The sequence below is a fragment of the Anaerocolumna sp. AGMB13025 genome, assembly GCF_029689925.1.
GTDB lineage: Bacteria > Bacillota > Clostridia > Lachnospirales > Lachnospiraceae > Anaerocolumna.
Genome location: NZ_CP121445.1, coordinates 90,919 through 115,000, shown reverse-complemented (window position 1 = coordinate 115,000; position 24,082 = coordinate 90,919). Strand labels below are relative to the sequence as shown.

18 protein-coding genes and 1 riboswitch (1 of these 19 cut by a window edge) are annotated in these 24,082 nt (G+C 37.3%); of the genes, 7 read left to right on the top strand and 11 right to left on the bottom strand.

Going from position 1 to position 24,082, the window contains the following annotated elements; genetic code table 11:
* The 7 genes from QA584_RS00490 to QA584_RS00460 form a co-directional block, all read right to left on the bottom strand.
* Window positions 1-10, bottom strand: the start of a protein-coding gene (locus QA584_RS00490; RefSeq protein WP_278272571.1) for a hypothetical protein. Its footprint begins 143 nt before the window's first position; 10 of the gene's 153 nt are visible here — the first part of the coding sequence; the start codon lies at window positions 8-10; its stop codon lies beyond the left edge, outside the window.
* 196 nt (window positions 11-206) lie between these two features.
* Window positions 207-650 carry a YmaF family protein gene (locus QA584_RS28585; protein ID WP_331487808.1) on the bottom strand — a complete coding sequence of 148 codons (444 nt, stop codon included), beginning with the start codon at window positions 648-650 and terminating at the stop codon, window positions 207-209.
* A gap of 511 nt (window positions 651-1,161) precedes the next feature.
* Window positions 1,162-2,196, bottom strand: coding sequence for a sugar kinase (locus tag QA584_RS00480; RefSeq protein ID WP_278272570.1), 1,035 nt, complete (start codon window positions 2,194-2,196; stop codon window positions 1,162-1,164).
* Between the two features lie 285 nt (window positions 2,197-2,481).
* Window positions 2,482-3,447, bottom strand: coding sequence for a bifunctional 4-hydroxy-2-oxoglutarate aldolase/2-dehydro-3-deoxy-phosphogluconate aldolase (locus tag QA584_RS00475; RefSeq protein ID WP_278272569.1), 966 nt, complete (start codon window positions 3,445-3,447; stop codon window positions 2,482-2,484).
* 266 nt (window positions 3,448-3,713) lie between these two features.
* Window positions 3,714-4,409 carry a CvpA family protein gene (locus QA584_RS00470; RefSeq protein WP_278272568.1) on the bottom strand — a complete coding sequence of 232 codons (696 nt, stop codon included), beginning with the start codon at window positions 4,407-4,409 and terminating at the stop codon, window positions 3,714-3,716.
* 223 nt (window positions 4,410-4,632) lie between these two features.
* Window positions 4,633-5,820 (bottom strand): DUF5711 family protein, encoded by a 1,188-nt coding sequence (locus QA584_RS00465; protein ID WP_278272567.1) that lies wholly within the window; start codon window positions 5,818-5,820, stop codon window positions 4,633-4,635.
* A gap of 293 nt (window positions 5,821-6,113) precedes the next feature.
* Complete coding sequence (locus QA584_RS00460) at window positions 6,114-7,520, bottom strand: LysM peptidoglycan-binding domain-containing protein (RefSeq protein WP_278272566.1); 1,407 nt, start codon at window positions 7,518-7,520, stop codon at window positions 6,114-6,116.
* Between the two features lie 370 nt (window positions 7,521-7,890).
* Between QA584_RS00460 and yyaC the strand changes: the two genes are divergently transcribed.
* The gene (gene yyaC, locus QA584_RS00455; protein ID WP_278272565.1) at window positions 7,891-8,460 is read left to right on the top strand and encodes a spore protease YyaC; all 570 of its coding nucleotides are present in this window, start codon (window positions 7,891-7,893) and stop codon (window positions 8,458-8,460) included.
* Window positions 8,461-8,553: 93 nt separating this feature from the next.
* Here the strand turns inward: yyaC and QA584_RS00450 are convergent, their stop codons facing one another.
* The 4 genes from QA584_RS00450 to QA584_RS00435 form a co-directional block, all read right to left on the bottom strand.
* Entirely contained in the window at window positions 8,554-9,651 is a 1,098-nt protein-coding gene (locus QA584_RS00450) for a hypothetical protein (protein ID WP_278272564.1), read from the bottom strand.
* 118 nt (window positions 9,652-9,769) lie between these two features.
* Complete coding sequence (locus QA584_RS00445) at window positions 9,770-10,336, bottom strand: GNAT family N-acetyltransferase (RefSeq protein ID WP_278272563.1); 567 nt, start codon at window positions 10,334-10,336, stop codon at window positions 9,770-9,772.
* Between the two features lie 451 nt (window positions 10,337-10,787).
* Window positions 10,788-12,779, bottom strand: coding sequence for a methyl-accepting chemotaxis protein (locus QA584_RS00440; protein ID WP_278272562.1), 1,992 nt, complete (start codon window positions 12,777-12,779; stop codon window positions 10,788-10,790).
* 90 nt (window positions 12,780-12,869) lie between these two features.
* Window positions 12,870-12,955: riboswitch (cyclic di-GMP riboswitch) on the bottom strand.
* 730 nt (window positions 12,956-13,685) lie between these two features.
* Complete coding sequence (locus QA584_RS00435) at window positions 13,686-14,066, bottom strand: hypothetical protein (RefSeq protein ID WP_278272561.1); 381 nt, start codon at window positions 14,064-14,066, stop codon at window positions 13,686-13,688.
* 436 nt (window positions 14,067-14,502) lie between these two features.
* On the opposite strand from QA584_RS00435, the gene QA584_RS00430 reads away from it, so the two are divergent.
* The 6 genes from QA584_RS00430 to QA584_RS00405 all read left to right on the top strand — a co-directional run bounded on the left by QA584_RS00430 (window position 14,503) and on the right by QA584_RS00405 (window position 23,701).
* Window positions 14,503-14,739: a phage tail protein gene (locus QA584_RS00430; protein WP_278272560.1), complete on the top strand. Its 237-nt coding sequence runs from the start codon at window positions 14,503-14,505 to the stop codon at window positions 14,737-14,739.
* A 68-nt stretch (window positions 14,740-14,807) separates the two neighbouring features.
* On the top strand, window positions 14,808-15,062 hold the full coding sequence (locus QA584_RS00425; protein WP_278272559.1) for a phage tail protein: 255 nt from the start codon (window positions 14,808-14,810) through the stop codon (window positions 15,060-15,062).
* A gap of 30 nt (window positions 15,063-15,092) precedes the next feature.
* Complete coding sequence (locus QA584_RS00420; protein WP_278272558.1) at window positions 15,093-15,380, top strand: phage tail protein; 288 nt, start codon at window positions 15,093-15,095, stop codon at window positions 15,378-15,380.
* 100 nt (window positions 15,381-15,480) lie between these two features.
* On the top strand, window positions 15,481-16,476 hold the full coding sequence (locus QA584_RS00415; protein ID WP_278272557.1) for a cadherin-like beta sandwich domain-containing protein: 996 nt from the start codon (window positions 15,481-15,483) through the stop codon (window positions 16,474-16,476).
* Between the two features lie 97 nt (window positions 16,477-16,573).
* Window positions 16,574-20,836: a bacterial Ig-like domain-containing protein gene (locus QA584_RS00410; protein WP_278272556.1), complete on the top strand. Its 4,263-nt coding sequence runs from the start codon at window positions 16,574-16,576 to the stop codon at window positions 20,834-20,836.
* 294 nt (window positions 20,837-21,130) lie between these two features.
* Window positions 21,131-23,701, top strand: a complete 2,571-nt coding sequence (locus QA584_RS00405; RefSeq protein ID WP_278272555.1) for a LuxR C-terminal-related transcriptional regulator — start codon at window positions 21,131-21,133, stop codon at window positions 23,699-23,701.
* Window positions 23,702-24,082: the final 381 nt, after the last annotated feature.

Genomic DNA, 24,082 nt, shown 5'->3' with positions numbered 1-24,082 from the left:
TGCCTTTCATTCACATCACCACCGTACATATCATTTGGTACACGGCGGTTTTCTAGTTTCATATAGTTTCAAATAATACTCTTTGAAACGTGAGCCGCCAGGGGTACCAAATAAGAAACCTGCTTATTAATTTATACTAATAAGCAGGTTAAGAGATTTATATTAAATTGAAACTACTGAAAATACTAGACCAGATATTAATTTACCTATTTACAGCCTGTAGGATCATCTATTAAGGTAACAAATATATAATCATGACAATGATTATCATCTACACTGGTAGCACCTTTAACGCAGTGAACATGTCTGTCATTTCCCACTGGAATCCCAGGTCCTGTTTTATTGCACATCATATGAAAATGATCTTCATAATAATCGGTTCTATTTTCTAATTCATGATAATGATTTCCGCCAGGCATTGGTATTGCTTCTCCGGTAACACCTGCAAATCTATGATTATGGGGGTCTTCCTTGTCTGCAATTTTAACGCTGCCTAGGTATTCATGGGTATGGCTTTGCTTTTTACAATTATTGTTACTGTTGTTATAATTGTTTCTATTATGATTATTAGCATTATAGTTATTTCCATTATAGTTATTTCCATTATAGTTATTTCCATTATAGTTATCACTATAATTGTTCCCGCCCAAATTTAACCTCCTGAAATATAAAATTTCTGACAACTCATTTTTATTTTCAGTACAATGTATGCATAATTTTTTCACGAGTGTTTGTACAAAACATTTTTATCCAGAAAGTTACAGCCTTAGTGCTGCTTCCTAATTTTCTTGATTTAAAGTTAAACATAAAGTAAGAATTAATTTGGACATTTCTATTATATAATTATATTAAAATGCATCTATAAGAAACCTCTAAAATTGCGCCTTTTGGCATTAGTCAATGTTATCTTTTAAGGTTTTATATAGATGCATTTATATGAAATAATGGTTTTATTCAATAATTCTTAACAACACAATAGTTCTTAAAAACAAAATAATTCTTAAAAACAACATAGTTCTTAAAACAAAATAATTCTTAAAATAACATAGTTCTTAAAACAACATAGTTCTTAAAACAACATAGTTCTTAAAACAATAAATCTCAAAGCATATATTTATAAATTTTGTCTTATTCAGATATGTATTAAAACAGGAATGTATCTTACCGGTTCATTTCACTTTGATAACCGGTACTTTGGTGTCCTTCTATAATTCTATCTATTTCTCTTTTGTCTGTAGAAGGCAGATCACCTAATACCGTGTTTTTAACCGCACAGGCGGCATTACCGTATTCTAGGGCTTTTTTGCAGTCACCATAAGCAAGGAGACCATATAAAACACCGGATACATATGCATCACCACTGCCGATACGATCGATTACTTCAATATTTTCATAGGGTTCTTCCTGATAAAACTTATCCTCTTCGGCATTATAAATGGTGGAACCAAAAGTATGTTTTTTAGGGCTTATGATTTTACGCTCGGTTGATGCCAATACTCCTATATTGTATTCTTTTGCAAAGGATTTTAATATATCCTTTAATTCACCGGTCTTTCCAAAGGTCCGTCTGGAAGTTTCCTCTGATATAAACAAAATATCTACGTAAGGCAGAATCTCTTCTATGTATCTCTTAGCATCTGCTTCGGACCACAGATTCGCTCTGAAATTTACATCAAAGGATATTAACGCACCGGCAGCTTTGAATTTCTTTATGAAGGCTGTAGCGGTGTTACGAGTCTGTTCTGAAAGGGCCAGTGAAATGCCGCTGGTATGAAACAATCTGGTACTGTTAAACATCTCTTCAGGAATATCTTCGGGTTTTATTGAATTAACAGAAGCGTTTTTTCTGTCATATACAACGGTAGGTTTTCTTGGATATACTCCATGTTCATAATAATAAATCCCAAGTCTTGCCTCCGGACTTTCATCATAGATCAATCCTTCATCGCTTACGCCACAGAACCGGACATTATTCCTGATATACATCCCAAGTTCGCTTTTGGGGAGTTTGGAGATGATTCCTGTATGCAGACCCATTAAAGACATTCCGGATACTACATTAAGCTCCGCACCACCTGCTCTTTTTTCGAACACTGCTCCTGATATCATTCTCTCATTCAGAGGTGATGATAATCTTAATAGTAATTCACCGAATGCCAGGGCATCAAATTCCTTTATTTCTTCTGAAAACTTCATATGTCCTCCATAATTGCACTTCATTTATATACAACAATGATTAAGTGGGTTTATATTAAATATGTTTATATTAAGATTGTTATATTAAGTTTGGTTATATTAAGTTAATTATATGATGTCGGGGTCAAAAGGTAAAAATCAAGAATTTCTATGTTGAATATATTCAAAAAAATTGCATTCAAAAAGAAGTTTTCGATATACTTTTATTGTTCAATTTTACAAAGAGCCATGTGAGAAATGAACTTTTGACCCTGACATCATTATATAGCCTTATATAAAGTATTCCTACTTCCTTTGAAGTAAATGAACGGCGAAGCCGCCAATCTCTTCTTCCAGATAAATTGCAGCCATTTTACCGTTAGTATCATATTTTACAGAATCCCTATTAAAAACTACGCCCTGTTTTTCAAGATGGTAGATTGCTCTCTCGATATAATTAGTCTGAATCGCAATATGACCATTACTTCCGAGATATGGTGTTTTCATAACTTCAATTCCAAGTCCGGCAAATACAGAACTGACTCCGGAATTCCGTGTAAAGCCAAACAGTTTCTCAAAAGATGCTGCAATACTATCTGCCTCTGATTCCTCCGAGGCATTAATTCCAATATGGCGCACTTCAAAACCCAGCATTCTGGTTACGGCTTCTTTTGTTAATTCCCTGATTTTTTCAAATTCTTTATTCTGAATCAGCGCATCACTTACCATCCAGCTACCGCCGCAGGCAATAATTTTGGGAAAGTCCAGATAGGTATTTAAATTCTTTTCGTTAATTCCTCCCGTAGGCATAAACTGCATATTAACATATGGTGCCGACATGGCTTTTATCATGTTCAGCCCGCCTGCTGCTTCTGCGGGAAAAAACTTAACTACTTCAAGACCTAATTCAATTGCTTGTTCTATATCACTGGGGTTGGCACAGCCCGGGGTTATCGGAATCCCTTTGGTGATACAGTACTGTACAATTCTGGGATTGAGCCCGGGGCTCACTATAAAAGAAGCACCCGCGTCTACTGCCTGGTCAACCTGTTCCGTCGTTAATACGGTCCCTGCTCCCACAAGCATATCCGGGTACTTTGTCGTCATAATACGTATTGCTTCTTCAGCTGCATCGGTACGAAAGGTTACTTCCGCGCAGGGCAGACCGCCTTCACACAGTGCCTTTGCTAAAGGTTCTGCATCTTCTGCACGCTCTAGTTTAACTACTGGGACAATACCCATCTTTTTAATGCTCATTAATGTCTCGTTCATATTAATTCCCGCTGTATATTGCAGTTCAACCTGCAATACTGCTGCCACATAAAATTAAAACTGTCGGTGGCATTCCTTTCTCTGTTAATTGATATGTAACTTTTGTCCTTGGCATATCAGTAATCCCTGGTCGCAAGAAGTCTGTTATGCCATATTTATCTTGTATCAGTATACCCTATTAAAATTGTAAATTCAATAAATTATGCCAAAATTTTAGAAACTGGTATACCAGTTCAGCTATACCAATCTGATATAATCCGGTTTTGCTAAAATAGTATTTTCCCCAGATTCATAATGAATTTTAGTAAGAGATTATTATTATACAGGGTGCTTAAAAACTCACTTTTATTTATTAGTTCGAATATGGTCTTACCCCACTCCGTACTGCTTAAAAGGGTCAGAAATATACAGCCAATCCATACTACTATAATTCCGTGCAGAAGCCCCGCAAGAAGACCGGCGGTTTTATTAAGTCCGTTTATCAGAGGCAGTTTGCTTATTATATCCAGCGTTTCGCAAAGCAGTGCCAGTCCGATGGTTATAAAAAGCACTATCACAAGGAAAACTGCCGCATTGATAATAATCCTTGCTACGGATTCACTGATATAATCTTTGAAATTGTTGACATCCATGGCTTGATAGACATCTTTTGTATTATTTTCTATCAGGGTATGTTTCATTATTTTAGGCAAGGGCAGTTTATTGATAAAATTTACCTGATCTGTTATTTTATTTCCTTCATCGGTAAACGTAATTACCTTTTCAACTTTTTCTGTTACAAAATTCATGATTTTATCGTTTTTCTGCAGTTCTTTACTAATTACCGGACTGACCCACATGGTCAGGATTAACGAAAGTATTGTTGAAAAGAGCGTAAATACGGTACGGATAAATCCTCTCCTATGTCCGTTAAAGGCATACCCTGCCAGTACTATTATTACAAGGATTACTAACCAGTTCATTGTGACCCCCTTAACTATATTGCTATTGACCAGTTCCTGTACTAAATAAATTTTCATCATCATAATTTTTCTTTCTTATTCTTTATCTCGGTGTGGCTTTTCAAACGATAGAGGCAGAGTAAAAACCACTCACCGTTAATGATGCTGCCCTATCTTGTTTATTTTTTAGTAATCGCAAATGGAAAACCCTTTCGATACTGCAATAACAAAAGAGAAGGACGGCTCATTTATTCTTTTTTTCTGACAATTTTACTTCTTCCATATTTGTATTATCAATTAAAATATATTTATCTGCATTATTGACCGGAAGAATATAGGAAATATCACTTTCAAAGGTGTAATGGAATTTTATATCACCATTTGTATTTAATATAGTCCAGTCTAAATTGGAATAGAGGATAATATCTCCGCCAGATATAATAATCTTATCATAATCATAATTAATGCTTTTCGTTAAAACAGCTTTACCTTTTAAATCATACAATAGCAGCTGGTATTTATCGGTTCCCTGTCCGTTATTTAAAACAAAACCCACATATTTATCACTGTAAAATATACTCTTTATCTGTGATTTAAAGGTTTCTTTGTAGATTTCCTTGGGAGTCTGCTCCATGGAATAAAGGCTGAATCGGTCATCTCCAAAAACACATACTGTGTCATTATTTAAAAATTCTATTTTAGGTACGATTGTCTGGTTGAAACCTTCCGTGCCTACCAACCTATCCCCGAAATTCTGCCCAACACTTCCAAAGTTATAAAAAGTGATAACACTATTCACTTTACCGCCATTAAAGGACAGATAACTGGTAACTAATTTTCTTCCGTCATTGGATATCGAAATATCCATTGGGAAACCGTCATTTTTATTTATGGTTCTTTTACCAACCAGTTCTACCCCGTCTTCACTGTAAATGCTAAGGTAATTTGCCCCATCCCCATCCATTAAAACAGCAACTACTCCCTGTTCTGCAATTTCACTTTTGATAATTGCGTTTGCTACATTAATAGTTGACATACCGCCATCCCCGTTAAATATCTGGAGGGTTTTATAACCTCTGTCACTGATTACTGCATATTTACCGCAGACATCAACAATAGGATCCTTCATCTGATAAGTTCCATTCCATAAGAGATTGCCGGCTCCGTCCATAGCCATGGCACCATCCCTGCTATAGCGGATAACCCCACTGCCATAGTGCTCATACTGGGCTGAATTGCTGTCGCTTCTCTGGGTTTTATGAATTACTTGGTAGCTTGTATAGTTTTTATGTAAAACTGCATTGACTGCAAAGAATATAAATACAATTGCTGCAATTATTATTACAATCATCAATATCGTTATGAACTGTTTATGTTTTCGTTTTCTTAATTCATAGCTTCTTAATTCATTTTTCTCTAATTCTATCGCCATGATATCTCCTTTTTATAACTGTACATACCACATATCTTTTTTCTGAACCGGAACTTCATTATACGAAAATCACTATCCCTCCGGCTTTGTATGATATTATACCTTATTTTGTACATGTACGATAATTATACCTTATTTGCCACGTATTGACACTACCTTTTTTATTTTTTTAAATTAGTAAAGCTGTCCTCCTGAGCGTTGAATATCAGGGCTCAGAAGGGCAGCTTTTCATAATTCTATGATTCCTGTATTATATAGGAAATAATACCTAATCTGATCGTTTGCCACTGTCCTTACGGTACGATTAACTTCTGTCCTTCAAATATTTTGTTTTCATCTTCTATACCGTTTAATTCTTTTATTTCGTCCATATAGCAAAAGGTATGGTACAGTTCAAAACTGATGGCGGCCAGGGAATCACCGGCACGCACGATATAATATTTAACCTGGGCAGACGCCGGAACAGCTTCTTTTGAATCCTTTTTGGTATTCGTGTCTTTCTTATCCTCTGCCTTTGCCGCATCTGTCTTTTTGTCGGTATCCTTTTTAACTGTACTCTTTTTTCCGGAGTTATCCTCCGCAGCCTTGTCCTCTTTTGAACCGGCAGGGGTATTATCTTCCTCTTCTTTGCTGTCAAGATTTCCTTTTACGGTCTCTACTTTTGTACTCTCCTCATCTGCATCCGTTGAATTAGTATTGTTATTTTCGGTTTCCTTAAGAGACTGTGCGTCATCTGCGCTGTTTAGCTCTGCTGTGTTTTCCGCCACCTGACTGTTATCCTCATTATCACCCTCGGCTGCCTTTACCGCCTCCTTATCCTTTACTTCCGCAGTTTCCGACAGCTCTGAATTTCCGCTTAAATTAAGGTTTTTGGATATAGTATTCAGGGCTGTCTCCATACTTTTCATCTTATCATAATTGTCAAGCATCGTGGCGGCAATCACTAATACTATAATTGCCAACAAGGTACTGGCGGCATACAAAAGACGGATAACACTTCTGTCATCCTTAACTTCCTTTTTTTCCTGTATTACATTTCGTATCTTTCTGGTGGTATGATCACTGTAAGTTTTCTCCTCACTGGGAATCTCCTTATTTTCCACCATATAATTCTGCATTTCTTCGTTTTTTTCGTAATATATGTAATAGCCGGTCTGTTTTACTAATTGATTATTTTCATTTAAATAAAATGCTTCTTCTTTTTCCATACTATCCATTTTAAGAAGGACTTTATCTGGTCCCTGGAAATTGTCCATATGGATTTTACGTATTTTATCAACACTTTCAATAAAAAATTCGGGACCGATAAGGGACCAGCCGACAATTTCAATATCGCTGAAATATTTTTTAATGTTCTCATAGATACTTGTCCAGCCTTCGTCGGAAAGTATGATTCCATTGCTAAAATCCGTATTCACCATTTCAAGGGCACCTTTGATGAATATATTCTTGCCCTCTTCATTCCTTACGTAGTATCCCAGTAATACCGCTATCTTGCAGCCGGAATGTTCTTTATCGGATAGCTGTTTTATATAAGTCATAACATAGTCTTCTACATAGATTACTTTATTACGGGCGCCGATGCTTCCTACCTGTCTTACGTTCTTTGGCATTTTTGCAGGTACCGCTTTTACAGGTGCGGGTTTTACAGGCTCTGGCTGGTTATTGGTAGTTCCGCCCTTGCCGTATGAGTTGTCCATAACTTATTATCCTCCTAACCACAGTCTCATTCAGACAATGATATATATAGCCTTAAATTATAGAAACCTTACGTTTATTTCTATAATATTACTAGTTGCAATCGTACCATATGGAGGTTAAATATTATGTCAAAACAATACGCTGTTTTTAAATATCTTACCTGTTTTATCTTTCTTTATTCGCCCTGAATTTTCACATTCTGTCAATTTAGTCCCCTGCTTGTCTATTTTGTGTGGGAATTAATTCAATTGTTGGTGAAAATTGACTTTGAAATTATTCCTATATTCTGACTATTTTGCTTTTTTGAGGTAATACTTTTGTTATTACAGAATATGGTTGTAGTGTACGAGTATTAATAGGAGGTTATTAATGAATAGAGAGTTAGAGGCAGAAAAGAAATTATTTTATTTTAATACGAAAGATCGTTATTCTGTGTATGATTTTAGTAAGACATTACAAGAAATGATACAAAAACAGATCTATAATAAAAAGCAGATCGTATTTCTATGTATAGGCACAGACCGGGCAACCGGTGACTGCTTAGGGCCTATCGTCGGCTATAAATTATCCAAACTCCAGCATAACATTATATTATATGGAACTTTGGAACAACCTGTCCATGCGAAGAATCTTAGTGAAACGATGAATTATATTTATGAAAAACATCAGGGTGCCATGGTTATTGCAATTGACGCTTCTCTTGGTAAATCCGGACATATTGGGTATATTACCCTTGGCGAAGGTCCTCTTTTACCCGGTGCCGGAGTAGATAAGGCACTTCCGCCGGTAGGTGATATCTTTATAACCGGCATTGTTAACTTCTCCGGAATGCTAGATCATATGCTGTTACAGACCACCAGACTGAATATTGTTATGATTCTGGCGGATTTTATCTGCACCGGAATTAATTATTGTTTTTATAAACTGGCTAAAGAATAGCAAAAAGGGCTGTTTTTCTGATTTAAAAACAGCCCCCCTTTTATTTCAATAAGATCTAATTAAATTTTATACTGCTATAATAATATAAGGTAATTAATAATTCCCTTCTTTATAGAAAGCGATCGCTTCGGATACACTCTTTAAATCATTGTCGGTCATGATATCTGTTAATATGGTTAACTTCTCTATTGTCATAAGTTCTTTTCCCAGATACGCTTCATAGTTATTTGCTATACTCATAGATAAGTTCTTTATCTTGTCATCTATGTCTTTCAGCTCAATATATACCTCTGCATATTCTTTTTTCAAAGCATTTAAATCGTCTAAGTTTCTAGCTTTAATTTCTTCCCCGATAACGGGCCGGGTAGTATTTTCAAATACGCTCAAAGCTTCTTTCTTTTGCTCCGATATGGATTTTAAGTCATTATCCAGTTCGGTAAGTTCCTGATTAAAATCCTCCAAGCCATACTTGCTTTCATCCTTGTCTTTTAAGATGCCTTTTCTGATTTTATCCCGTTTCTTTTTATTGTCGATGATTTGCAGGCGGAGCCTGTAAGTCCGTTTTATGGTCTCCTTATGCCGGTCTTTTATATTGTTATCGATTAACATATATAAACCGCCGAAGAATATAACGGTAATAAAATAGATTAATATAAGATATACCATATTTTCTTTTGGAATTACATAAAAATAAATAAAACAAGGTAAAACCAAAAGGCATGCTATAAGGGCTACCGCAATAATAGCCAGATCTCCCATACCCCTTGGCATAAATAAGGCATAAAAAAGCTTGGTATTACTAAAAGCAGGTACTTTATTCTGCTTTAACAGGGCTTTGCTCTCAAGTGCCATCTGCCGGTATTCTTCTTTTAGTTGAAAGGTTTCCTCTTCGATACGTTCTGAAATTTTGGCACTTTTCGATTTCTCTTTTCTGCCCCGGATTTTTTTAATTCTGGCCCGTGTCTTTTCCAGTTGTTCATCATAGGCTGCTTCTATTTCATCTTTTCGTTTTTTGGTAGTAGCGGCAATTTCGTCGGCTATGGCCTTTTCTTTATTTTTTATATTTCTTTCCAGCTTCGCTTCTTCCGTTACCAGTTCATCGTTCCTGTCCTTATAACCGTCCAATTCCGATAATATATCTTTTAGTCCATTCAAGTCATTCAGTCCGCCGGATAATATATTACCTTCCATATATCCTTCCTCCTATGTGATGTAATATGTTTACCTACTGTATTCAACAAAATATTTCTATATTCGATTTTACTAGATATGCCAGGAAAGGTCAATGGATATTAAGTGCTTTGCCAAATTATAAATCCAGTTTCATCACTCTTACGCTATCCTGTTTATCGATTACTGTAAATCCGTTTTCTGCATACATATTCATAGACCCACGGTAACTAAGTTCGGATGACTGTACAGAATTTACCGGCATCGCAATGACAGAATTAAATTTTTGCAGTTTAAAATCCGTTATGGCCTGTTTTAATAACAGTCTTGCAACACCCTGCCTGCGGTAGTCAGGATGTATGACATAGCAGGTTACACAGCCTGCTTTCTCATCTTTTATCAGCGGATTGATATATTCCTTGATACGGATAAACTTGTCCGCATTATCCGCATTGCACCATCCAATACATTTGTCATTGTCAAATGCAAGATAACCTTTCATATGACCTGCTTTGATTTCCTGCAGCGCTTCCATTCTGTTATCTTCTCCGGTCCGTCTCATCCATTCCTCCTGGCTGCAGTCTGTAAAATAAAATCTGCAAAAACAGGTTGCCCAATGTGGTGCATGACTAAAATCCAGATTTCCTAAAAACTCAGCAAATATTTCTTTATTGTCCTCCGTAACTGCTTTTACCGTATAACTCATATGCTTTTCCTCACTTTATTGACTTTTCCGGCATTATGTTTCAAGATTTTTAATGGTTTCCTATATTTTCTATTTTTATTTTACTGGTTATGTAAAAATTGGTCAAGAGATAATAAAGGGCCGTCACAAAATTTTAAGAGTAAATTACCTGGTGGTGAAAGCACAATCTGGTTTTCGGACCGAAGATAGGTAATCTTACTATTTTGCAACAGCCATTTTATAGCTTATATATAATTCTCCCCAAAGAATTGTTTTAATGATATTGTATTTCTTACAAGTTTATCCTGCATTAATTGCCTTGATTTTTTCTGTATCAATCCTATGTTTTTTACCGTTATAATGTCATTATACTTTGAATCAAATACAAAATTTACATGATATTAATTGCAGTATTAACTTAGTATGATTATGCTATGTTTCATAAGTGCTTTATTCCATTGCATGTACTATTTTATAGTTTAAATTTTTTTATAATTAACTGTAAATCCTGAGCCATGCCGGCAAGTCCCTCGCTTGCCTTTGCAACATCTTCAACGGAGGCAGCCTGTTCTTCTAACGAGGCTGTTACCTGTTGGGTAGAGGCCGAATTCTCTTCTGCTATGGCAGAAAGATTCTGTAATGTTTCCAGGATTTCATTTTTCATGGTTTCCATTTCCTGTCCGGATACATTTAGGTTATTTACCGCTTTTTTTGCTTGATCAATCGCTTCTGCAATTGCCAGGTAGTTCTTTTTATTATTTTCCACGCTTTCTGTCTGCTCTTTCATAACAGCTGCTATTTCTTCTATTGTTTTAACCGCATCGGCTGAATTGGTCTGCAGCTCCTTAACCACATCATCAATATTTTTTGTAGAGGCTGCGGACTGTTCCGCCAGATTCCGGATTTCTTCTGCAACCACAGCAAACCCTTTGCCTGCCTCTCCTGCTCTTGCTGCTTCGATAGCCGCATTTAAAGCTAATAGGTTCGTCTGTTCTGCTATGGAAGATATTACACTACTGGCATGACCGATTTTATTGGAACTGTCATTGGCTTTTAATATTACGTCCCGGATATTCTTAGAGGCCTGGAAGTTTTCTTCCGTTTTATCAGAGAGAAGTTTTATCTCCTTTAATCCTTCCTCCAATACGGATACTACTTTTTCCGTAGCCGAATTCATTCCGGTTAAATATTCCTGATCTCTTTCAATGGCTTTGCCTAATGCGTCCGCTTTAACTGAACCCTCTTCCGTATGTTTTGCCTGATCGGAAGCTCCTTTTGCTATTTCTTCCACTGTAGTCGCTACTTCTGCAGAGGCGGTGGCTGACTGTTCGGTGGTGGCTGTAAGTTCTTCCGAAGCTGCCGCCAATTGCTCTGAGGAATTATTAATTTCTCCAAGTATGTTTTTTAAGCTGTCCGTAATACGTTGTAATGCCATAGAAAGGGTTCCGATTTCATCTTTTTTCTTAAGATATTTCTCATCAATATTATCTGTTATATCAAGAGAAGCTATTTTTTCCGCATGTTTTACTGTATTAATTATAGGTTTTGTTATGGAGCTGCCAAGTAAATACACGATGCCCATACATATTACTAAGATTATCAAAGTTATAATAACTATTGTACTTCTTAATATGGGAATTGAAGACAATACCTCAGACTGATCTGCGGTTATTACGAATTTCCAGTCTGTCCCTTCAATAGCTGCATAACCTGCATATAGATTTTTTCCCTCATATGAGTAAGCTTTTACACCGCTTTTTTCAGAGGTGATTGTTTTGAATAACTCTGCTAAAGAGGTTAATTCCGGTTCTTGTTTTACCGCTTCGATCGGGTTGAACTGGCTTAATACTTTATCTCTGTCCGGATGTGCTATAACAGTTCCTTTACTGTTAATGATATACCCATAACCATCTTTTCCATATCCTGTATCGTCTACAATCTCACTTAATGCATTGCCGTCCCTGCGACCGATTAATGCTCCTGTTACTTCCCCGCTCTTGTTAAAAATGGGTGCTGCAATCATAATTACCGGTTGTTTTGTGACCTTGCTTATTAGGACATCCGAAACAGTCGTCTCACCTTTTAAGGCTTTTTGTATATAGTCTCTGTCTGCAAGTTCACTGGTTGTTCCGTCTGAATATTGGGCCTTTCCGTTTAAGTCAACGATAGCCATGTCAAGAAAACCAGTGTCCTTTAATAAGGATTTTAACAGTGCCTGCTGGTATGCCCAGTCCATGCCCTGAATGATACTATTCAAGGTAAGCATATTCAAAGTCCTTTTCTGGGTCTCTAATCTGCTCTGGGTTAATTTGGCATCTTCCATAGAAAGGGATACTAATGCTTTTTCCCCTTCTTCTGTTATTGATTTACTGAACATTTCTATTGAGATAGCTCCCAATAGCAAGGAAACCAATAACACCAATAACGAAAAATACACAATCAGTTTAGTTTTGATACTTTTCATACAGTCCTCCGCTTGTATTTTAATTTATAGTGAAAAAATTAAACCCCTTTTCTTCTTTTGGGCATCAGAAAAAAAGGGGTTCATAAACATAACAGCAACCGGCTGCCTTATTACTCTTTAAACTTAGGCCCTTGGCTTTGCGTCCTTACCTTTCGATAAGTTTGCCCTTTTTATTAATGTCGGCTTTCTCTATCGTTCTTATTTATATAAAGAACATATCAAAACACACGGTTTATATCATACATTACTTCTAATAAATATGCAATGCCATAATTAGACAAAATACGATATTATTTTCATTGTTTATTATATTCTTTTTTATATGTGTTAATCGATACTTTTTCAATGATTCTAAGTTTACATTTTAATAAAATAGCTGTAAATCGTGCGAGATAATGAAACACGATATACTAATTATTCAGCACGGAAGACACTCAGAATTTTATATTTCTTCACACTTTTTTCAAATTTTCAACAAACTTTCTACACATTCGGGCAATATAATGTAGGTATCAATCAAGGAAGTCCCTCTCCCTTGTTTACATATATTATACCTTTTCATAAGGGACTGCAGAAAAAATATGTGTTTTCAATCTTGACCGAAAGGCAGGACACTCCCCCGTTAATACATACAACTTAATTTCTGCTGTCCCACTCCTCTAATAATAGTATCATCCCCTATTACCACCAACTAACCCGGTGCCGTTTTCGTTTATCTCCCGCTTCATTTCATAAAAACTTTTCCTCACAAATTTCGCACATTTCACACATGAAATACGTTGTTGACTTAGTTCTTCGTGAATCATATATCCACAGCTTTCCTTACTACAATACTGCAATAAAAACTGCCATGGTAATAAAGATTTTTTTACCATGGCAGTTTTCATTTATTTATTTATTATGTATTTAGCTTATTTTACAATTGTTGCAGTGTCTTCCGCTTTTAATTTTTGCACCGCACTTCTGGCAGGTAAACCAGGCGTCGGCGGAATCATCAGAAAAAGCCAGCCGGTCCTCCCTTACCCATTCCAACAGCTTTGTGGGCAAAATATCATTTGCTTCTGAAATCTCTACAATGGTTGCTTTGGGATGAGCCAGAATATAGTCCTTAATCTGTTCGAATTTTTCTTCTTCTTCCCTTAACACCGGACGAAGCAGATATTTCTTTTCTGTGTTAACAGGTTCCTCTTTTTCTTTTGAAACTATTTTGGAACAATCCGGACATAATTCCGGTCCATAAATATATTTAAATAACTTCCTGCAATTCTTGCATACTCTTAATTCCATTCACATCTCCTATTAACAGGCATCAAAAAAGGGTGTCGTTGGGCAGATTACCTGGCTGCCTCTATTCAAAGGTTACTGTTTTAACCACTGTGGGGTTCATCAGTACAATTATACTATAGTAATAAGCTCATAGGCAACCTTTATTTATTACTCATCAGGCTTTCTGGCTGCTTCACCTTCAAAGGTTACTGTATATACCAATACAAAATCAGCTCGTAATCTTTTTAAAGCACTTAGATTTCTTTCTGTTAGAAGCAGGTAAAAAATAAGAAAGCCTCACACTGGTGTAATATTATTTTAAAAAACACTCTGCTACAATTATTTTGTCGAAGGATAGAGAACTTATTTCCCTGTTTATACTGGTAAAAACCAACCGCATATAAAATTCCGTGTATATGTGTATTCTGGATTTTTACAAAGAAAGGAGGTGCAAAAAATGGATATATATCTCGGAACTATTGAACTTTTTGCATTTAATTATGCACCCGTGTATTGGGCATTATGTGACGGAACCACATTAAGTACATCTGCTTATCCGAAGCTTTATCAGCTGCTTAAAACAACCTATGGCGGTGATGAAGACAACTTCCAGTTGCCTAATCTGTTAGGTACAGAACCGTATCCCTACATGAAATATTATATTGCAACAGCTGGTGAGTATCCGGTGCTGTAATCATAGTAATAATTTCTGTAATTTGTAACGCACTGCCAATAGAAAAAAAGGAAAGAAGGTGAAACTTTATGTCACCATTTATTGGACAAATACAACTATTTGCTTTCGGTTCAGCTCCTCCTAATTGGGTATTGTGTGACGGAGCCATATTGCCTATAGGAAGTTATGAAGCTCTATTCTATTTAATATTAACTAAGTTTGGAGGAGATGGTAAAACAAACTTTGCTGTGCCCGATTTAACCAATGCTGTCCCGCTTAATGTTAATGATGGTTTTATGTGTTATTATATTGCAACCGTAGGTGATTACCCTTACCAGTATTAATTTTTATGATTCCGGGTAAGGATCTGCCCAGTGAATCGTTATGTCATTAATAAAATTCAGAAAGAAGGTATTACTTTGGAAGTTTATACAGGTACAATTCGATTATATCCATATAATTATTCACCAAGGGGCTGGATACTATGTAACGGGGCTAAATTTAATATAGCTCAAAGTATTGCACTATTTCAATTAATTGGTTTTACATATGGCGGTGATAATAAGACTTATTTTAATATACCAAATTTGATCGGCGCAGAGCCAGACCCCAATTTAAAATACTATATGGCAATTGACGGCTATTATCCGGTTGGATCGTAACCATTAAAAGGATATAGAGAAAATATATAAGATATAGAAATATATGTTCTATAAAATAAGCTACTAAAAAAATACGATACAGGAAAGGATGTATACTACAATGGGCAATGTGGCTTTAAACAAGATAGCTTCCTCAAACATGTCAGTAGCACCATTTACACCAGATAAAGCAGTGTCAGGAATATCTGCTGCCATTGACAGATGGGTAGGAACGGTACCCGGTTTTGTTACGCTTGATTTAGGTTATCCCTATTGGATTAACCAATGGACAATTAAACATATGGGATGCATAGCAGGATGGGAAACCTACATAATGAAAGACTATACTTTACAGGGCAGCGACGATGGTGAAAATTGGACCGAGGTCAGCAGTATTTCTGATAATACCCTTGTTACGACTGAAATGAATTTTTCCCCCTGCCGTTACCAATACTTTAGAACCTACGTTAGCAAGGGACTTGCGGTGAATAATTCGGTGGCCTCTATTGTTGAATTTGGTCTGGAGGAATACGATGATTCCCCTTATCTTTCCAAACTAACCTTATCCGCCGGAACCTTAACCCCAGCCTTTTATAAGCAGACCTTTACCTATACTGCAACGGTTCCTCAGGACCAGCTGCAAATTAATGTCACTCCAACCACCTCTGCTGCCAATGCGACAATAAAAGTAAATGGTCAAACAGTCGCAAACTCTCATGTTTCACAAAATATTAATTTGGATAATGACACCACCATAATTACAATTGTAGTAACCATTAATAATACCAATATAAAAGAAACTTATACTGTTACGGTAATTAAAAATCCGTCTCCATATATTGACGATATAATAATACCGTTAGCTTCTATGACCACGAATTTTAACAGTAATATTACAGCTTATGAAGCTTATGTAGATGCTGATGTAACCGGTGTTAACGTGACAGCGATTGCCCGAACCCCAGCTGCCGTGGTGAATGTAAACGGAAAGTTACTTCTTAGCGGAGAATCCTCCGGAGATATCAATCTGGTAACTGGAAGTAATTTAATTTCAGTTTATGTCGAATATGCAATACAACCGATTATATATGAAATAAATGTTATAAGACTGGAATGATGATTTACATGCTTAAGGATGTACTATATTACCCAATACAATATTCGTGTTTTCACTTGCCAATAGTTTCGTTTAAACAAGAAGGGAGTAAAATTTTGTGAAAAAATCAGGAACATTACTACTTGTTATACTCTGCTTTGTCGGGTTTTGCAGTATAACTTCAACAGCAAAAGCCTCTACAGATCAACCGATGGAGTGGTCTGAAACAACAAACATAAATGATAGTACGATAACTTCCGCTATGACGAGTAATACAAAGGCAGCCTATGTCTCCGACCACAGTGGCAACCTTTATACTGCATGGGCGGAACGAAGTGGTACTTATTCTATCATAAGAGCTAAAAAATATAATGGTTCAACCTGGGATACCATTGACGGAGGCGAAGGCTTAAATATAAGCTCTAGTATGAATGCCGTTGATCCGAGTTTGGTTATTTATCAGGGGAGCCTCTATATAGCCTGGTTGGAGCAATGTACTACCGGAGACGGCTCAAGATATGCGATTTATGTTAAGAGATATGATGGGCAAACTACCTGGACCCGGGTGGATGATGGCGGCACCGGCGGCATTTGTTATGATGAATTTCCAGATGCCGACAGCATTTCTATGGAGGTTCATGGAGATAACTTATACACCGTCTGGGAAGAGGGCTACGTTGGTATTAAGAATTATAAAATCCATGTTAAGCAGTATAACAGCAACACCAATACCTGGAAATTTGTTGATGGAGATACTTTAACTGGGATTAACCAAATCCCTGGTCACGAAGCTTTTAACCCTTCCCTGTTTTCCTATGATGGTTTGCTCTATGCTACCTGGTACGAACAAGATACCAGTCTTATTGGCCAGGTAATTGTAAAGCGCTGTGATGTAGATAATACAGATAGTACGTATAACTGGATTTCTGTCAGCGGAAACACTGAGACCGGACTTAACAATAATTCTACTAAGGCTGGTTATAATTCTAAACTATTTGCCATGAATGACACCTTATATGCAGTCTGGCAGGAAAATCTGCAACTTTGGATAAGAAGCTATGATAAATCCTCAGACAGCTGGAGCGCACCTACTAGTCTGGCAGGAACAATGGTTTCTCATTATAATATTGCAGTGTATAATAACAGTCTTTACCTGGTTTATATAAAGGGTGCTTCAACTTACAAAACCTGCGTTCTAAAATATGATGGTATGAATATAACCAATTTGCTAAATGGCACCGAAACCAGCCTTAATACGGATACTAATTATTATAAAAATCCCCCTGCAATTGCAGTACATAATAATTTACTCTTTGTATCCTGGGTAGATCAGGCGGCTTCCGGCGTTTATAGCTACAATATTAAAAACAAAGCAATGACCCTACCCCACATTGTTACAACACCTAAAAACCTGTCGGAAGATACCTTGGACACAGCAAGTTTAAGTCTTTTACTATATGGAACCAGTTTTAAAGATACTACCTATGATACAAAAAATTTTACTTTAACCAATGCACCTGCTGGCTTATCCATTGAAAGTGTCACAGATAATAGCGGGGTATGTACAGTAAATCTGGCATATAGTGGTATTAGGGATTTTGACTCGGATATAAATCATCTGGGTATATCAGTTGCAGGTGCCGAAATCACTTCTGGAGATGAATTATCTGATACCTTATCCATAGCCGCTAATGACGATATGGAGTCCATATCCATTACAGATGATGGTAACCTTTGGGAAGGAGCTGAGAACGGGGAAGTAATTACGGTAACCTTGATAGGAGGAACATTTGAAGATACCATTACACCTGCGAATTGGACGGTGGCAAACCTTCCCGATGGTGTCACATTGGGTTCTGTAGAAAGAGTGGACGCCCATAGAGTTAATATAAAACTATCCGGTAATTCAACCAAAGATTATGATACTGATATTACCAATGTATCCGTATCCTGTTCAACCAGTGAATATGCAGACTCTACCGGAGGCGGCCCACTTGCAGCCGACACCGGCGTTACGATACGGGCTCATGTGAAAACTTTGGAGAGTATTGCAATTACTACTCCTGCCTCTAAGCTGATATATGCCGTAGGAGATGCCTTAGATATCAGTGGACTGGAAGTGACGGGTACTTACAGTGACGGCTCTACTAAAATAGTTAACCTGACAACAGCAGATATAAGCGGTTTTGACAGCAGTGCGCCTGCTACTGATCAGGTACTGACCATAACCGTGGATGGAAAAACTACCACCTTTACCGTATCAATCCTTGATAACAGCACTGGAGAGGCTACCCTTGAAAGCCTCGCAATTACTACTCCTGCCTCTAAGTTACTATATGCCATAGGAGAAAACTTAGATCTCAGTGGCTTGGTTGTGACGGGTACTTACAGTGACGGCTCTACTAAAATAGTTAACCTGACAACGGCGGACATAAGCGGTTTTGACAGCAGTGTGCCAGCTACTGATCAGGTACTGACTATAACCGTGGATGGAAAAACTGCCACCTATACCGTATCGATCCTTGATAACAGCACTGGAGAGGCTACCCTTGAAAGCCTCGCAATTACTACTCCTGCCTCTAAGTTACTATATGCTGTGGGAGACAGCTTAGATCTCAGTGGCTTGGTTGTGACGGGTACTTACAGTGACGGCTCTACTAAAATAGTTAACCTGACAGCGGCAAACATAAGTGGCTTTGACAGCAGTGTGCCAGCTTCTGACCAGGTGCTGACCATAACCGTGGATGGAAAGACTGCCACCTATACCGTATCGTTCTTTGATAACAACACTGGAGAAGCTACCCTTGAGAGCATCGCAATCATGACTCCTGCCTCTAAGTTAATCTATACCGTAGGAGATAGTCTAGATATCAGTGGCTTGGTAGTGATAGGTACATACAGCAACGGCAATAATAAAATAGAAACCGTCACAGGAGGGGCAATCAGCGGTTTTGACAGCAGTGCACCAGCAGTAAATCAAGTGTTAACCGTAACGGTAGGCGGCAAAACCACCACCTACACCATAACCATTCGGGCTATATCAAACGATAATGGCAGCCATTCAGGCAACAATGGCGGTGGCGGCAGTTCCTCAAATGTTGAAACCAGTAATTATGTATCCGAATCGGGCGGTGTTCTGTTTAAGATTTCCCATAGTCCGGATAATGAGATACTTAACCTTGATATTACTCTTACCCCAGCTTATGAGAATGAAGAAAAAGAGCTTACTATTCCACTTACAACCCCAGATATCCTAAACGAGATTGAGACCTCCAACGCACACCAGGTAACTATCACCGTTACCTTACCCTCATCCAGATTGTCAGGTGAGGAAGTAAAACAGATCCATATCGATTTAGCCCCTGAACTGTTTGAGGCAGCAAAGAAAGCAGGGAAGAATATCACCGTATCCGTTCATGATGAAACAGGGAAGGAACGCTACTCCTGGACCTTTACCAAGGATAATCTTACGAATTCAAAACAGGAACTGGGAAAGGTTAATCTATATCTTCAGGTTACCAGTGTAAACAGTACTGAAAGTCTTAAAAAACGTTTAGAGGATAACGGTACTAAAACCCAGAACGGTATTGTTATCAGCTTTTCACATGACGGCATATTGCCAAGCCAGGCTGGTGTAAAACTTTATGTGGGTAATACACTTATGGCAGGAAGCATCGTTTATCTGTATCATTACGACCCGGAAACCGGAAAGCTTATGTCAGTGCCTTTTAACAGTAGTTCTGTAGATAAGGATGGTTATATCACTATTGATATTGTTCACTGCTCCAACTATGTATTGCTTGAGGAACCGGCAGCAAAGGGTGTCATAACTCCATTGAAAAATCAGATTAGCATAACGGAACCAAAAGCATTCCTATACGCAGACGGATCCAGGGATAAAACATCTGCTATTCATGTCAAGCTTCCAGCAACCCTAGAACTAGTAACGGATTTATCAGACAAGACCTCGGAATCGGCAATTGGCGGTGTAACGATAACCCATCGTTCTGATAATAATAAAGTTGCCAAGGTAGATAAGAATGGTATCATTACTGCTGTGGGTGTCGGAAAGGTAACCATTTATACTACCGTGAAGCTTTACAATGGAGAATCAAAGACCTTTAAAAATTCTGTTACCGTAAAAGAAGCTTATATCCAGTTTACAAAAAGCACCTCCAAAATGTCAGTCGGGGATACCTTTACCTTTAAGGTAAAAGCATACGGTTTAGATGAAAAAGATATAAAATGGGCAACAACAAAAAAGTCCATTATAACTGTTAATAAAAAGACCGGTGAAGTAAAAGCAGTATCTTCCGGAACAGACTATGTGGTTGTGACTCTTTTAGATAAAGAAAAAAAGCTAAAGGTAGTTGTCAAATAAAGAGATACCTGGCAGACAACCATAAAAATCTCATAAAGCCTGAAGCAGCTATTTGCTGTAAAAACAGGTCAAAAGGTCAGCATTTACGTTTAATATTAAACGGATGCTGACTTTTTTAAGTCACTAAATAACTTAGGTTTCCTAGCAGTCTTTTATGCACATCTGTCTCTTTCAGACCTTCTATTACCTGCCTTTCCCATATCATCCCATTCACCTGAGTATACAGTTAATAAAATCCCTTGATTTCCGATCAAATAAAATGGTATAATATGTTAAATATGGGGGATAATTTTTATGGCAGTTATTAATTGTATCAATGACAAATTCATACCAGCACCGCTTCCCGGAATCTGCGCACCAAGACAAGAACTCTTAAATCTATATAATGAGGCAAGTGCAAACCGATTGGCAGTAGTCTGTGCACCTGCTGGATATGGTAAAACAATCTCAACCTTGCTGTGGGTCAAAGCGTCAGGGCGCAAATCAGTGTGGATTGGGCTGGATGAATACGATAACGCCCAATTTGTATTCTATAAATTATTTTGCACCGGTATCTTATCTGCCCAGCCGGACAACACAAAAATGCAGGAGATCTTATCCAGCAAAGCCTTCAATTCCGCGCCAATTGAATATACCATCAATCTTTTGTCCGAGTTTGTACAGGACGAACAGACTTATGTCTTAATTCTTGACGATTTACATACCATCACCAATAAAGAAATTTTAAAATCCCTGCCCTTTATCTTAAAGCGTCTGCCACATTCCTTTCATGTTCTGCTTTTAAGCAGAGTCAATCTATCCGAAGAGTTCAACGAGCTTACAGACGTCAGAAAAGTTATTCCTATTACCGCCCTCGAGCTTTCCTTTTCTGCAGTAGAAATACAGCAATATTACAGTGCTTTAGGACGAGCTATAACTAGAAACCAGGCACAGACCGTATTGGATATTACTGGCGGCTGGGCTATGGGAATCGGTGTACTTTCCAAAAGTGAACAGATTGAGCCGGTACAGGGTGACGACCGGATACTCGCTAATTATATCAATAAAAATATATGGGAAAAATGGGACAAGGAGTTACGGGAATTCATGCTCCTTACCTCTGCCGCCGATGAGTTAGATGCTCCGTTATGCAGCATTCTTACTAATAGGCAAAATACAGAAGCAGTTTTGCATGAACTTATTGTTCAAAACGCCTTTGTAATCAAAACCTCAGCCAATACTTACCGATACCACCACTTGTTTTTAGATTTTCTGCGTGGAAAGTTAATGGAATGTACGGATATCCAAATATCTGCCTTAAATCTTAAACTTGCAAGCCTGTATTTTGACCGGAAGGAATATTTCACAGCACTGGATTACTACGTCCGTGCAAGAAATCATGACGGCATTGATATGTCCCTCTACGAATTAAACGTTATTTATATGGATTTTAGTGTCGAAGAATGGCTTAATACTTTTTCTGTTCTTGTTCATGACAAGCTTTCCGATGAATTTATTAAAGAAGATATCCCTCTCCTAATTGAATTTGCCTGGACTAATTTCTTAAATGGGAATGCAGAGGCTACCCTGCATTATATTGATATGATATATGATTATCTTGAATCGGAAGAAAAAGTAAAGGTGATCATGGAAAAAGATATGATTGGTTATGTCAGTGTAATCAGATTCGCTGATTTCCGCCAAAGCCTTTATGAGTATTCCGAAGAATTCTCAAACTGGATAAATACACTACCTGAAAAAAATCTCTATCGCATCAATATGTACACGCCATCCATGACGCAAAATTTTCCGATTATGCACCGTTCTATCTTTGACTGCCTGGATATCGTGCTTGATATGGATAACCGTTTACAGGCCATAAAAGAAGCTTTCGGTATTTTTTATGCCAATGAAACCGATTTGTTTTGCTATTGCGTTAGATCAGGCCTTTATTATGAACTGAATGAACTTGAAAAAGCCAATAAGGTAATTCTATTAGCTCAAAGCAAGCTAAAAAAAGACACCCGGCTGGAAATACGTTTCTGTGTATTTATGATTTTATCACTTATACTAAATGCAATGGAAAAAAATAAAGAATCCGAAACTGCAAGAATGACTATTTCCGAGTACATTAAGAAGGAAAATGCCCTTTATCTGCTGCCGAATATGTCTGCTATTGATGTAAAGCAAAGACTATGGGATGCGGATAAAGAAGCAGCGAAATTATGGCTGGAGAAATTTTTTGTTACTAATGATGAACAGCTTTATTTTTATAAGCTCTATCAATATTTCACTACTGTAAGGGCTTATATCGTGCTGTCAAAACGGGAGGAAGCCCTGGTGATTATCCAAAAATTAAAAAAAATTGGAACAGAGTATCACCGACCCCTAGATATTGCCGAAGCAGCCGTATTACAGGCAGTACTTGAATGGGCAACAGGATTTAAAAAGGAAGCTGTTAAAACCCTTGAAACCGTTTTGGTTGCAATGCAGCCTTACTGGGTTATGCGTATCATTGCAGATGAAGGTGGGTCAGTACTGCCAATTTTAAAAAAGATAATTGCTAAGACCGACAGAGCAGATTATCAGGGGCAGATTGATCGTCACTATTTGGAGCAGGTTTATATCTGTGCTTATAAGGTCTCCAAAAAACATAAAGGAATCACGGCATACTTAAATGAAAAACCGGTTAAGCTTTCAAAACAGCAGACATATATCCTTAAGCTGCTGGCACAAGGTTACAAAAATGCAGAAATCGTAAAAATGACCGGACTGACTATCAATACCATCAAAGCTCATACAAAGCTGGTATATTTAAAGCTTGGTGTCAATTGTGCCGTGGATGCTATTTTAAAAGCAAAAAGTTTAGGTATTATTGATTCATGATATTTTATTTTTATAATTTATAACTGTAGCAGTTTTAAAATCTAGATCAACCAGGAAAGAATAAGGATTATATTTTGTTGATATTTGCAAAATATAATCCTTATTCTTTCCTGGTTAATTCAGTCTTTGACTCGCAGTAGGTATTATACTTTTACTTAAAATTAATCTAACGCTATTCTAAAAGACTTCACACTGGCAAATGACCAGTTAAAAATTTAATTTTAATTAACCTCACACTAGTGTAATTTTTATGTAGGAAGTGAAGTGCTAGAATTGTATTAATGAAGCACGATAGAGGGTTTCTTCTGTTTTTATAGTACTTATTCGGATAAAAAGAGAGGTATTGGAACCTGTTCCTAAGACAAATCTGTGGTAGGCTGT